We start from the raw sequence: 12,544 nt of genomic DNA on the forward strand, positions 1-12,544 counted from the left end.
AATTTCCCGTGTAATATATATACGCTTTGCCAAACTGAAATCCTTCTTTACAAAGCATAAATACGGAACGAATGTCAACTTACGCATTGGCACCGTTCCGTATATTTATACCCTAAACCATCGATCTATACCATAAACTGCACAAAGTCATAAACTTTAGGGGATACAGACATCAGGATCTCCTAAAGAGACTACCACACCAGCTTGCCAAAATCGGCAAACGCTTTGGAATCGGCATCGATGCCGGCCAGCAGCGCCAGGCGGTTCGCACGGATTTGCTCATCATCGGCCATAACCATTACGGAATCGAAAAATCCGGTAACTGCATCCTTCAGACCGGACAAGATCCGCAGAGCTTCCTCCGCATTTCTGGCACGGAGTGCTTCCTGGTACGGCGCGTGTATGGCCTGCCAAGTCTCATATAGCTTACGCTCCGCTTCTTCCTTCAGCAAAGAAGGTACTACGGCCGTTCCTTCTGCGGCTTTGGCCGCCAGATTGCTGACCCGTGTCAGTGAATCCACGGTGATTTTGAAATCAGCCTGATTGTTAACAGTGTCCATAAGCGCACGGCTTCTGCCCACTACTGCCACGATGTCATCGAACCCTGCAGCAATAACCGCATCCACAACATCATAACGGACATTGTCGGATAACAGGCGTTTTACGCGCAGACCGAAGAACTCGTACAGGTTTATACGCAGATCAGGAGCAAAAGGTTTCTCTGTGCGTAAATTTTCATGCACCTCCAGGGCAGCATCAAAAATTTCCTGCAAAGAGACCGTCAGCTTATGCTCAAGGACCATCTGCACAATGCCTGCCGCCTGCCGGCGGAGGGCGTAAGGGTCCTGCGAACCGGTCGGGATAATGCCGATGGAAAAGCATCCGACAATCGTGTCGATTTTATCCGCGAGGCTGACCACAAGGCCCACTTCCGAGGCAGGAACAGCGTCACCGGCAAACCGTGGCTGATAGTGCTCGAAGATTCCTCTTGCAACCGCTTCGGATTCACCGGCTTTGCGGGCGTAATCCTCGCCCATGGTACCTTGGAGCTCGGAAAACTCATTCACCATTTGCGTCACTAGATCGAATTTGCAGATATCAGCCGTCCGGCTGGCTTCAGCAGCTGCCTTTTCGGACAATCCCAGCTTCACCGCCAGCCGGTCAGCTACCGCACGAATCCGGCGGACCTTGTCTCCGACGCTGCCCAGTTCCTCGTGATACACAATGTTCTCGAGCTTGGCCAGCGCATCGCTGATCTCCAGCTTCTGATCCTCTTCATAAAAGAACTTCGCGTCCGACAGACGGGCACGCAGCACCTTCTCATTCCCCTTGGCGATGACATCCAGCGACTCCGCATTACCGTTGCGGACGGTGACGAAGAACGGCAGCAGCGCACCCGCTGCGTCAAAAACCGGGAAGTAGCGCTGATGCTCGCGCATCGAGGTAATCAGCACATCCTGCGGGATATTGAGGAACGCTGCATCAAAAGTACCGAACAGCACTGTCGGAGTTTCTACGAGGAATAAGACTTCCTCCAGCAAATCCTCTTTGATGGCAATCGTCCAGCCTTTCTCTTCTGCCAGCTTGTTGATCTGGCTCAGAATCAGCTCTTCGCGTTCCTTCACGTCCACCAGCACATGCTGGCTGCGCATCGTTTCCACGTACTCCGCAGGTTCGGAAATCACCGCTTCCGTTCCCAGGAAACGATGGCCCCGGCTTACATTTCCGGCCTTGACGCCGGTGATTTCCAGATCAATAACCTCCTGGCCGAACAGGGCCACTAGCCAGCGGATCGGACGGACGAACTTGAAATCGTATGCTCCCCAGCGCATATTTTTCGGGAAGGTCATGGCGCTTACAATGCCGCTAAGCCCTTCTGACAACAATGAAGAGGTATTTACACCGTCACTGTTTTTGGTGGCATAGATATACTCCACTCCTGCCAGCTCTTTAAAGGTGAACTGCTCCGGCGATACCCCCTGGCTGCGGGCAAAACCGAGTGCAGCCTTGCTCCATTCGCCGCTGGCATCCAGTGCAATTTTGCGTGAAGGGCCCTTCACTTCTTCGCTGATGTCTTCCTGTTTTTCGGCGGCATCCTTCACCAGAACTGTAAGACGGCGCGGTGTGGCATAGGCGCTGACTCCGCTATGGGAAATGCGGGATGCTTCCAGCCATTTGACGGTTCTATCCTTAAGCTGCTCCATTGCAGCCCGGATGAAACGCGCCGGAACCTCTTCGAGACCGATCTCAAACAATATATCTTTAGACAAGGTCAGCACCTTCTTTCTTCAGCAGCGGGAAGCCGAGCTTCTCGCGTTCCTCGAGATATGTCGCCGCTACGGTGCGGGCTAGGTTGCGGACCCGGGTAATAAAGCCCGTTCGTTCGGTCACACTAATGGCTCCGCGCGCGTCCAGGAGGTTGAAGGTGTGCGAACATTTCAGCACATAATCGTAAGCCGGGAACACCAGATGCTGCTCCATCGCTCTGCGTGCCTCCTCTTCATAGGTGTTGAAGAGGGTGAACAGCATTTTGACATCGGAGACTTCGAATGTATAGGTGGAGTGCTCTACTTCCGGCTGATGGAACACGTCACCGTAGGTCATGCCGCCCACCCATTCCAGGTCAAACACATTCTCCTTCTCCTGAATGTAGGAAGCCAGACGCTCCATACCGTAAGTGATTTCGACAGCCACCGGACTGGTCTCAATGCCGCCGACTTGCTGGAAATACGTAAATTGTGTGATTTCCATTCCATCCAGCCATACTTCCCAACCGAGGCCCGCGCAGCCCAACGAAGGGTTCTCCCAGTTGTCTTCAACAAAACGGATATCATGCAAAAGCGGATCTACGCCAAGCGCCTTCAGACTATCCAGATACAGCTCTTGAATGTTGTCCGGCGACGGCTTAATAATCACCTGGAACTGGTGATGCTGATACAGACGGTTCGGGTTCTCTCCGTAACGGCCGTCTGACGGGCGGCGTGAAGGCTCCACATAAGCCACCTTCCACGGCTCCGGGCCGAGCGAACGCAGGAAGGTCATGGGGTTCATGGTTCCTGCACCTTTTTCCGTGTCATACGGCTGGACGAGAATACAGTTCTGGGCAGACCAGAACTGCTGCAGCGTTAAAATCATCTGCTGAAAATTCATACTACCGACTCCTTCGCTTCACAAGTTTAACTGCGCCTCTTGCCATGGTTCATCTTGCCTGTTGTGCGATGGAGGCGGTACCTTCTATCCCTGCGGTGTCTCACATGAGATCCTTATTGCTGACCACAAGGCAAAAAAGCTCCCGCCCCCATGCCTGATATACAGACATAGGGACGAGAGCCTGAATATACTCCCGCGGTTCCACCCTACTTGATTTCATCAGTAAATGACGAAATCCACTTTCATTCGCCGCCTTCGCACTCCCGGGTGCCATGTTCATGAACGTTGTCCTGCCAGGCTTCCACTCTCCCCGGCTCGCTTAAGGGCAATGCTGTTCATTACTTTCCCGATCACTGCACGTTTCTCCGTCTAAGGAGCTATAACGGCATACTATAAAAAGAAACTGAACCTATAGTAACGGATTTTTTGCATTTCGTCAAATATTGTATTTATCTAGCTGGTCGAGGAAATTCTGCGACTTCAGCTTCAGCCCCAGCTGATGGTCCATAAAGGCCCGCATGATCTTTTTGAGTTCAGCACGGGTGCCCTCCTTCACGTCCACATTGCCAAGCCGTGTGAGATCAAGCGCAGCGAACAAGCGCAGCAGCTTGAGTGCGCGAGGAGAAACCTCCATGGCAGGAGGATCATTATGCCTGCAGCTGCGGCAGAGCACGCCTCCAAGTCGGGGACTTATCCGCAGTTCCTCGTCCGGCTTGTCCAGACCGCAAACAATACAGTTGTCCAGCTGCGGGCCGTACCCTGCCGCCTGCAGAACTTTCATCTCAAAGACATTTATAATGATGCCGGGCTCCTTGTCTTCCTCCAGGGCATTCAGACAGGCTGTGAGCTGGCGGAACCAAAAACTGCCGGTCTCCTCATCATGAAGCACACGGTCAAGCAGCTCGCAGGCATATGAAGCATAAGCGGCCTTGACCAGATCCTCCCGCAGCGGATGGTGGGACTTCGTAATTTCACCGGCATTCAGTGTTCCGAGTCCCCCATTGTTGCGGAAAAACACATATTCCCCGGTAGTGAACAGTTGGATTAGGGCAGCATGGCGGCTTTTAACCTTTTTGGCGCCGCGTACCAGGACGCCTACTTTGCCGGCGTTCTCGGTGCAAAGCGTAATAATCGCGTTCCCCTCGCCGTAGTCCATGCTGCGGATGACGATCCCTTCCACCCTGTATAGCATGCTTCTTCCCCCAACCACTCGGCAAGCAACCAGTCCTTATTGCGCTTCTTCATCCAGGACCTTCTCTTCCTCCGCAGGCAGCTCTAGGCTGCCTTCAAACGGATCTGCAGCTTGTTTGTACAGCAGATATGCATCGACATCCCCAGTTATTGCAAAATACTTCCACGAAAAGTCTCGCATTCGTATTCATCCTTTCTTCGGAAACACGATGTCTCTTCAGAAATAGGATGTGCGATAGGCCAGGATCTATCCTTGCAATTCCTGCCAGAAAGCCGCAGCTGACGGATCTTAAAGGTCTTTGTGGAAGCCCAAATCACGCAGAACGCGTTCCTGGTTGCGCCAGTCTTTTTTCACTTTTACCCATAGTTCCAGAAAAATCTTCGAACCCAGCAGGTTCTCGATATCGGTACGGGCCCGTCTGCCGACTTCCTTCAGCATGGCCCCCTGCTTGCCGATAATAATCCCCTTCTGGGAATCGCGTTCGACAAAAATAACGGCCGACACATGTACAACTCCATTGGATTCAACGCGCATGTCCTCGATGGCTACCGCAATGGAATGCGGTACCTCCTCGCGGGTCAAATGCAGGATTTTCTCGCGGATCAGCTCCGCACAGACGAACTGCTCCGGATGGTCGGTAATCTGATCTTCAGGATAATACTGCGGGCCTTCGGGCAGGTATTTCACTACCTGATCCAGCAGTGTATTTACGTTGCTGCCGAGCTTGGCGGAAATCGGTACGATTTCGGCGAACTCATGCAGCTTATTGTATTCGGTAATCAGCGGAAGCAGCGCTTCCGGCTCGATTTTGTCAATCTTGTTCATCACGAGGATGACCGGTGTTTTGACGTCCTTGAGCTGCTCGGCAATATAGCGGTCCCCTCCGCCCATGCCTTCAGAAGCGTCCACCAGAAACAGCACGGCTTCCACCTCATGCAATGTGCTCATCGCTGTCTGGTTCATATAATCGCCCAGCTTGGACTGTCTTTTATGGATACCGGGCGTGTCGAGGAATACAATCTGCGAATTATTCGCGGTGTATACCCCGTGGATTTTATTTCTGGTGGTCTGCGGCTTGTCCGACATGATGGCGATCTTCTGTCCGATCACCTGGTTCATGAGTGTCGATTTGCCTACGTTCGGTCTGCCGATAATGGCGACAAACCCTGATTTGAATTTCATATGATCTTCCTTCCTTAGCTAACTTCAAATTCATAAAGCTTCTTAAAAGCTTTTTTCGATCCCCCTAAAGTGTTTCGATCCCCCTAAATCCCCCTTAGCCAAGGGGGACCCCACGGGCCCCGGCCCTCTGGACACCCGGAACTTGGCGTGTGAGCGGCTGTAGGTGCATGGTGAGAATAGTTGGTGGATGGAGCGCTTACGTTCCTTGCGGAACACGCTTAATTGCGGCTTGTAATTTACTCAACTGCTAATGAACACATGTGATTATATAACTCACGGAGCGGGAATAACTGTAGACTTTTAGCAGCCGCAGCATCTTCTTACTTATTAGAGGCCAGCTTCGTAAAGCAGAAACAGCTCGCATAAACCTCCATTTGAGTGTCCAATTCTTATTCTGCTGCACTTTGTACATTAGAATTCGCATGTTAAAGGCTGATTAACAAATCTATTGTATTCTCTGCAATTGATTTATTCAAAACAGGCATTTTAAGCTCATTTCCTGGAAATCTGCTGTACAGAGTGCAACAGATTGTAATTTCCGCTTGAAACGAGTCCATTCTGTTGCAGAAACTGCAATAGAACTGCAAATAGTATGTCCGTTTGAGCACAGAGGACCCTGAGGGGGTATGCCGCTCGAGCATTGAGCGTCCCTGTGTTAGCATGCTCGCTCGAACATTGAGGGTCCCTGAGTTAGTATGCCCGCGTGAGCTTAGCGAGTCCCTGAATCGACATTGCGATTCCTGACTTACTCGGGAGCCTGCCCCTGTTCCAGATCAGTGGGGCCAAACGCGCCGGGGAGCAAGTCCCGCACGGTAGTCTCCTGAATATCGCCTCTCAGGTTGCCGAGAATGACCTTCATATCCGGTGCGCACAGCTCGACCATGACTTGGCGGCACACGCCGCAAGGGGACACCGGCCCGTCCGTATCGGCAATCACCGCAATTGCTTGGAACGTTCCAGCCTTATGGCCGTCTGCGATGGCGCGGAACAGTGCGGTCCGCTCTGCGCAGTTGGTCGGGCCAAAAGCGGCATTTTCAATATTGCAGCCATGATGAACATGACCGTCCTGGTCCAGCAGGGCCGCGCCGACACCGAAACGGGAGTATGGGATATAGGCTTTCGCCCGTGCTTTGATCGCTTCCTGTAAAAGAAGAGCAGATTCCATTGTTGTCCTCCTAAAAGTTTTATGAAGCTATGCTACATGTTCTTGCTACGCAATAAAACTCGCTTCGGAAGCATAGGCTTAAGTTTTATGAAGCTATGCTGCATGATGGAGTGAAGCTTTCCGCAATTGAAGACAATGAAAGACGGAGCGCAAAACGCGGGTCCGCCTCTCCCATAAGCTGAAGTTGTAAACTGATTATGACATAAGTCCGGTGATCCAGTCCATCACAGGATGATAAAATACGTAGATTCCCACGATGACGGCAAAGACCGCCGTGAGCAGTACAGCCCCTGCGGCGGTGTCTTTCGCTTTTTTGGCCAAGGGATGAATCTCCGGAGAGACCAGATCGATCGTCGCTTCAATAGCTGTGTTCAGCAGTTCGGCGGCAAGAACGAGCGTAATTGCGAGCAGCAGCAGCATCCAGCTTGACGGAGGGAGTCTAAGGATGACGGCGGCTGCAAGCACGAGTACAGCCAAAGTGCTGTGCACCTTCATATTCAGCTCGGACTTGAATGCAGAGGCAATTCCATGCGCCGCATACCGGAAAGAATGCCAGAATTTTTTGTGGCCTACCGCCGTATTCTTGACCATTAGCGTGTCAACCCAACCTGAGCCAGCACCTTTTCCTGTTTGAACATCATTTCGGCTTCCGAAACCGCATCCTGATGATCATAGCCCAGCAGATGCAGGAAGCCATGCACGAACAGGAAGCCTAGTTCCCGTTCCAGCGAATGGCCGTATTCCAGCGCCTGCTCCTGCGCCCGGGTTACGGAGATGATGATGTCGCCCAATACATAAGGAACATCCTCTCCTTCTTCACCTTCATCAAGAGCATATATAATTTCAGGCTCGTCTTCTCCGGTTTCGTTCATGGCAAAAGAAAGTACATCCGTCGGACGGTCAATTCCACGGTACTCCAGGTTTAATTCATGAATGCGTTCGTTATTGACAAAAGTAAGATCCACTTCGCCTTCGTCAATCCCTTCCGCTTCTCCGGCCTTTTGCAAAATACTCTCCAGCAGGGTGATCAGCTCATCGCTTATAGGGTGTTCTTCCTGTTCGTTATTCCAGACGATTGCCAGGCTCATGTTGTTACGGCCCCTTCCTCTTTTTTCGGTTTTTTCACATCCTCGGGATATTCGATCCGTGAATGAAAAATCCCCATTACCGTTTCTTTCAGCGTCCGCGCGATGATATCCAGCTCCTTGATTGTCAGATCGCATTCATCGAACTGATGATCATCCAGACGGCTCTTGATGATTTTTTCAATCATTGTCTCCACCTGTACGACTGTAGGCTTACGGAGCGAGCGGACAGCTGCTTCCACACTGTCGGCGATTCCGACTACGGCCGATTCCTTCGACTGCGCCTTCGGTCCCGGATATCTGAAGTCCTCTTCGGTAAAGTCGGGCTCCACACCTTTTTCCTCAGCAAGCTTCAGTGCTTTATGATAAAAATAATGCAGGAATGTTGTGCCGTGATGCTGTTCGGCAATATCCCGGATCGGCTTCGGCAGCTTATACTCCTTCAGCATTTCCACCCCGTCCCGGGCATGCGCCACAATGATTGACTTACTGAGCATCGGCTCAATCGAATCATGCGGATTCTCCATGTTGTTCTGGTTCTCTATGAAATAAAACGGCCGCTTGGTCTTACCGATATCGTGATAATAAGAGCCTACCCGGCAGAGCAAGCCATCTGCGCCAATCGCCTCCGCCGCCGCTTCCGACAGGTTGCCGACCATCACGCTGTGATGATAAGTTCCCGGTGTTTCCGTAAGCAGCTTGCGCAGCAGGGGATGGTTCGGATTCGACAGCTCCACCAGCTTCAGCGCCGACAAGATCCCGAAGGTGGCCTCGAAGAAAGGCATCAGACCGATGACCAGCACTGCGGTCAGCAGACCGCTCGCAAAAGAGAAGCCAATCGCATATAAAGCCTGCGTCTGGTTCCAGACACCCCCGCCCAGCACATTCAGCATAAATACAGTCACGCAGCCAATCAGGGATACCATGATCCCGCCTTTCAGGAGCGTGGAGCGCTGCCCTGCCCGGTGAGTGGCAAAGATGGCGACATAGCAAACGATAAGTGCAAAGAAACCGAAGGTGAAATCAAAGACGGTGTTCTGCTGCACATTCAGCATAATGCTGGCAAGAATGCTGAATAAAATGGAACAGAAATAGGCCAGCGTCATATCCAGCAGCATGGTAATCAGCATCGCGCCAATCGCTACCGGGGCCAGGAAACCTACATATGCACGTACATCCGTCTGCAGAAACGCAGCGAGCTTGACTGCAATAATCGTAATTACAAATACCAGCACCAGCATAAGCAGCTGGGAGTTATTATACTTGAAGCCGGAAGCTCCGCCTGAGTAACGGATGAATGTAAACAGGCCAAAGGATAACAAAGCAGAGAGAATCAGCAGGCCAAATTGCGGCCAGTAGTTGACTTCGTTGCTCAGCAGGCCATTGTCATCCAGAAGTTTATATAACTCAGGAGTGATAAGTTCCCCTTTTGCAACAAGCACATCCCCCTGCTCAATGAACACATCGGGTGTATTCTCTCGGGCCTGCACTTTCGCTTCCTTGGTGGCTTCCTCATCGTAGAACTTGTTGCTCGTAATCACCAGCCGTACCAGCTCCTGCACCACCTCACGGGCCGTGCGCTGGCTCAGCGAACTGACGCTCACCTGCTCGGCCACCTTGGCGCGCGCGGATTGGGCATCGGTAATCTGGTCGTTCATCAGCTTGGTGACAATATCCCGGGCCACCGGCTTCATCTCGATAATGTCCTGGGAGGTCAGACGCGGAATTTTGATATAAGTCTCTTCCGGAATGACATAAGTCTGATCCTTGATCACGGATTGCATCTCATCCAGGAGCGTACCGGAATAGGTGCCTGCATTCCGGCTGGAGGCTACAAAATTCAGAATAAAATCACTGGCCCGCTGCGGGATCTCCTCGCGGTAAATCGCCGTTTTGTCACTTTGCGAGATCAGGTCATCCTGATTAAGGCGGTCGATCCGGTCCAGCAGGGAAGTTACTAGATTGTCCGCTCTCATTGGAATGATCGCATAGCGGTTGGTTACATTCTCAGCCGCTTCTTCCTGGGCTTTAAGCTTGGCTTTGGTGTCAAGGATTTGCTTAGGTGCAGTGATTTCCTTGGCGCTGTGGGTTCCCTCTTTGATGTCATACTTCTTGGGCACCAGGTCTGAGGACAGGCTGAAGTAGAAAACAAGCCCCAATAACAGGAAAAGAGCATAGCGCGTCACCGCGCTATACTTCCATCCGTTGCTATTGTATACAAATCCGCTTAATTTCGATGGTTGCTTTGAGGCCATGAAGACAGTCCCCTTTTTTATTCGAGGTTTTCGGCAGAGCGTTCATAGGCGACGATAATTTTCTGCACCAGGGAATGCCTTACTACATCCTGTTCTGCAAAATAGACAAAGCCCAGCTCATCAATGCCGGATAAAATCGTTTTGGCTTCAATCAATCCCGATTTCTTGCCGCGGGGCAGGTCGATTTGGGTCACATCCCCCGTAATCACCATCTTGGAGCCGAACCCTAGGCGGGTCAGAAACATTTTCATTTGTTCCGGAGTCGTATTCTGGGCCTCATCGAGAATGATAAAAGAATCATCCAGCGTGCGTCCGCGCATGTAGGCCAGCGGAGCAATCTCAATCAGCCCGCGCTCCAGCGCTTTGGCGACCTGATCGGGGCCCATAACGTCGTATAAGGCGTCGTAGAGCGGACGGAGATATGGATCCACCTTTTCCTGCAAATCCCCTGGAAGGAAGCCCAGGCTCTCTCCCGCCTCCACTGCCGGACGCGTAAGCACTATTCGTTTCACGGACCCTTCCTTCAGCGCCGTAACGGCCAGCACCACTGCAAGATAGGTTTTGCCGGTACCGGCAGGCCCGATGCCGAAGACGATGTCCCGCTTTTTGATCGTAGTCACATAATGCTTCTGGCCGATTGTTTTGACCCGGATGGGCTTGCCGCGGAAGGTTGTCGTAATTTCACCCTTGAACAAATCAAGCAGCTGATCGGCCCGGAAATCCTTCGCCAGCTCCACCGCATACTGAATATCCCGCTCACTGAGTATATAGCCGCTGCGGATCAGGGAGAGCAGTACACCAAAGAGCTGCCCCAGCATGTCTACTTCCCGCTCCGCACCGCGAATCGTAATTTCAGCTTCACGCGAGTCAATTACGGCAGGAATTTCACTTTCGATTATTTTTAGAAAACCATCCTGCGGGCCGAACAGGGATTGCGCTTCTCCCGCATTTTGCAAAGATATTCGAATGCTTGCAGTCTGTTCTGACAAGTAGCCTCATTCTCCTCAGTTGTTTACTATTGGAAGTTCTTGCGTAATTCTCTCTTCCACTTCAAAGAGCACTTTCATATAAACTTTACCATTCTCTTTCTTCTCATGCAAAATTTTTTGACTTTTAATGGCGCTGTCTGTGCCGTAACGGGCCAAAATATCATTCTTCGCCCGCATAACCCCTTCCTCGCGTGCAGCCTCGGGCGACAATGTTTCGGCAGTCTCCAGGACCTCCATTTCCTTCTCGGTCAGCAGCCCCACCGGCAGCTGAAAAGAACGCCAGGTCAGCGGATCATGCTCCGTAAGTGTACGCGATTCCGCAAAGTCTGATTTGCCGTAACCCCATAACTGGACCGCCCATTTGCCCAGCACCAGATAGGTGCGGTCCTTCCGCTCTCCTGTATATGAGCTTCTCGTACGGTTCAGCGGCACCTCTATATTGTATTCATGCCAGACCAGGCCTTTCACCTCGCCTTTGGCAACCACATATTCCATATTCTCTTCATCCCCAATCGCACCGGAGATCAGGATCTGCCCCTTTTTGACCCGGGTGTTGCGGCTTACCACCGGCCTGCCCTGCTCCGCGTAAATTTCGGTCACCACCGCATCAGTCCTGCTGATCAGGTGACGCTGGCTGAGGAGCGGCTTGTTCTCCGGCTGGTCGGATTCAACAATCTGGATCTTCACGCTCGTCCCCGTCCGATGCACCCCTATCCAGGAGACACCTGGAAGTGTTGAGGTCAGTTTTTTGGAGAGCTTGTCCGGATCATCCATACGCCAAATCCACTGGAAAGGATATACCCCCTCATGGCGTGCAGCTTGCAGGATATCCTCGGAGGCAATCCGGTTGTTCCCTTCAATCTTGACCGTCCATATCATCGAAGACAATAGTACCAGGCCAATGCCGAACAACAGCAATCCCGCGGCAAAAAACTTCCGTTTCCACAGCTTGGCCGCATTGAAGGGCAGTCCATTCCTGGCCGTGACACGCGTGCGGCAGCCTGTCTTCTTCAAGAGCGGCCGAAGGGCAAAAAAGTCATCCAGCAGCAGGTTCAGGGAAGCGCCGTTCCCGGCAGGCCTCACATCCCAGATGACGATGTCCGCTTCAGTAACAGCATTAATAAACTTTTCCACCTGCGGTCCCGTCACATGCAGTGTAACGAACCCCCGCAGTGATGCCAAAGGCGGCTGCTTCATGAGTTCTCCTCGCTTCCCTTATATCTGATCTCCCCGATAATCCCCTCTACTGCCAGCTCCTGCCCCAGAATATTCCGGATCACCAGCCCCTCGCCGGAGATTTCCAGCGAGCCGTTCACTAACGCAAGCCTCAGCTGCTCTGAAGAGAAATGCAGCACGCCGCGGTGGTTCTCAATATACAGCTCTTTATTGCCGATCAGGGTGATTCGGGGCAGCTCCTGCAGCACATCCTGCGGAAGATCCAGTACCCCGTTTGTCCATCCCCGCAGCCTGCGGCCAATACGGGTCATAAGTAGACTTCTCCCCCTTCCTGCCTTCTGTACACCTTA

The 12,544-nt window shown here is 52.2% G+C and carries 12 protein-coding genes; all 12 read right to left on the bottom strand.

Translation table 11 applies throughout. The features are described 5' to 3' along the window. Positions 1–191: 191 nt before the first annotated feature. Entirely contained in the window at positions 192–2,270 is a 2,079-nt protein-coding gene (gene glyS / locus BLQ82_RS11935; RefSeq protein WP_062526947.1) for a glycine--tRNA ligase subunit beta, read from the bottom strand. After that, positions 2,263–3,150 carry a glycine--tRNA ligase subunit alpha gene (gene glyQ, locus BLQ82_RS11940; protein ID WP_020426382.1) on the bottom strand — a complete coding sequence of 296 codons (888 nt, stop codon included), beginning with the start codon at positions 3,148–3,150 and terminating at the stop codon, positions 2,263–2,265. The genes glyS and glyQ overlap by 8 nt, the downstream gene beginning before the upstream one ends. A 436-nt stretch (positions 3,151–3,586) precedes the next feature. Continuing rightward, the gene (recO, locus tag BLQ82_RS11950; protein ID WP_062526943.1) at positions 3,587–4,342 is read right to left on the bottom strand and encodes a DNA repair protein RecO; all 756 of its coding nucleotides are present in this window, start codon (positions 4,340–4,342) and stop codon (positions 3,587–3,589) included. 36 nt (positions 4,343–4,378) lie between these two features. Beyond that, positions 4,379–4,522, bottom strand: a complete 144-nt coding sequence (locus BLQ82_RS11955) for a YqzL family protein (protein ID WP_074648172.1) — start codon at positions 4,520–4,522, stop codon at positions 4,379–4,381. Between the two features lie 108 nt (positions 4,523–4,630). Next, positions 4,631–5,524 (bottom strand): GTPase Era, encoded by an 894-nt coding sequence (gene era, locus BLQ82_RS11960; RefSeq protein WP_020426379.1) that lies wholly within the window; start codon positions 5,522–5,524, stop codon positions 4,631–4,633. A gap of 745 nt (positions 5,525–6,269) precedes the next feature. Further along, a complete protein-coding gene (gene cdd, locus BLQ82_RS11965; protein ID WP_062526941.1) occupies positions 6,270–6,689 on the bottom strand; it encodes a cytidine deaminase in 420 nt (139 codons plus the stop codon). Between the two features lie 195 nt (positions 6,690–6,884). Further along, on the bottom strand, positions 6,885–7,280 hold the full coding sequence (locus BLQ82_RS11970) for a diacylglycerol kinase family protein (protein ID WP_062526938.1): 396 nt from the start codon (positions 7,278–7,280) through the stop codon (positions 6,885–6,887). Beyond that, a complete protein-coding gene (ybeY, locus tag BLQ82_RS11975; RefSeq protein WP_062526936.1) occupies positions 7,280–7,777 on the bottom strand; it encodes an rRNA maturation RNase YbeY in 498 nt (165 codons plus the stop codon). Before ybeY ends, BLQ82_RS11970 begins: the two co-directional genes overlap by 1 nt. Next, positions 7,774–10,029 carry an HD family phosphohydrolase gene (locus BLQ82_RS11980; protein ID WP_062526934.1) on the bottom strand — a complete coding sequence of 752 codons (2,256 nt, stop codon included), beginning with the start codon at positions 10,027–10,029 and terminating at the stop codon, positions 7,774–7,776. The genes ybeY and BLQ82_RS11980 overlap by 4 nt, the downstream gene beginning before the upstream one ends. Before the next feature lie 17 nt (positions 10,030–10,046). Next, positions 10,047–11,018, bottom strand: a complete 972-nt coding sequence (locus BLQ82_RS11985; RefSeq protein WP_020426374.1) for a PhoH family protein — start codon at positions 11,016–11,018, stop codon at positions 10,047–10,049. 15 nt (positions 11,019–11,033) lie between these two features. Beyond that, entirely contained in the window at positions 11,034–12,215 is a 1,182-nt protein-coding gene (yqfD, locus tag BLQ82_RS11990) for a sporulation protein YqfD (RefSeq protein ID WP_062526931.1), read from the bottom strand. Beyond that, positions 12,212–12,505 (bottom strand): sporulation protein YqfC, encoded by a 294-nt coding sequence (gene yqfC / locus BLQ82_RS11995; RefSeq protein ID WP_020426372.1) that lies wholly within the window; start codon positions 12,503–12,505, stop codon positions 12,212–12,214. Before yqfC ends, yqfD begins: the two co-directional genes overlap by 4 nt. Between the last annotated feature and the right edge of the window lie 39 nt (positions 12,506–12,544).

Origin of the sequence: Paenibacillus jilunlii (assembly GCF_900102965.1) — a bacterium.
Taxonomy (GTDB): Bacteria; Bacillota; Bacilli; order Paenibacillales; family Paenibacillaceae; genus Paenibacillus_AQ; species Paenibacillus_AQ jilunlii.

Excerpts from the sequence above, each read along its gene's own strand:
- recO (WP_062526943.1), bottom strand. The coding sequence starts at position 4,342 with ATGCTATACAGGGTGGAAGGGATCGTCATCCGCAGCATGGACTACGGC.
- BLQ82_RS11955 (WP_074648172.1), bottom strand. The coding sequence starts at position 4,522 with ATGCGAGACTTTTCGTGGAAGTATTTTGCAATAACTGGGGATGTCGAT.
- BLQ82_RS11970 (WP_062526938.1), bottom strand. The coding sequence starts at position 7,280 with ATGGTCAAGAATACGGCGGTAGGCCACAAAAAATTCTGGCATTCTTTC.
- glyQ (WP_020426382.1), bottom strand. The coding sequence starts at position 3,150 with ATGAATTTTCAGCAGATGATTTTAACGCTGCAGCAGTTCTGGTCTGCC.
- cdd (WP_062526941.1), bottom strand. The coding sequence starts at position 6,689 with ATGGAATCTGCTCTTCTTTTACAGGAAGCGATCAAAGCACGGGCGAAA.
- era (WP_020426379.1), bottom strand. The coding sequence starts at position 5,524 with ATGAAATTCAAATCAGGGTTTGTCGCCATTATCGGCAGACCGAACGTA.
- BLQ82_RS11980 (WP_062526934.1), bottom strand. The coding sequence starts at position 10,029 with ATGGCCTCAAAGCAACCATCGAAATTAAGCGGATTTGTATACAATAGC.
- ybeY (WP_062526936.1), bottom strand. The coding sequence starts at position 7,777 with ATGAGCCTGGCAATCGTCTGGAATAACGAACAGGAAGAACACCCTATA.
- yqfC (WP_020426372.1), bottom strand. The coding sequence starts at position 12,505 with ATGACCCGTATTGGCCGCAGGCTGCGGGGATGGACAAACGGGGTACTG.
- yqfD (WP_062526931.1), bottom strand. The coding sequence starts at position 12,215 with ATGAAGCAGCCGCCTTTGGCATCACTGCGGGGGTTCGTTACACTGCAT.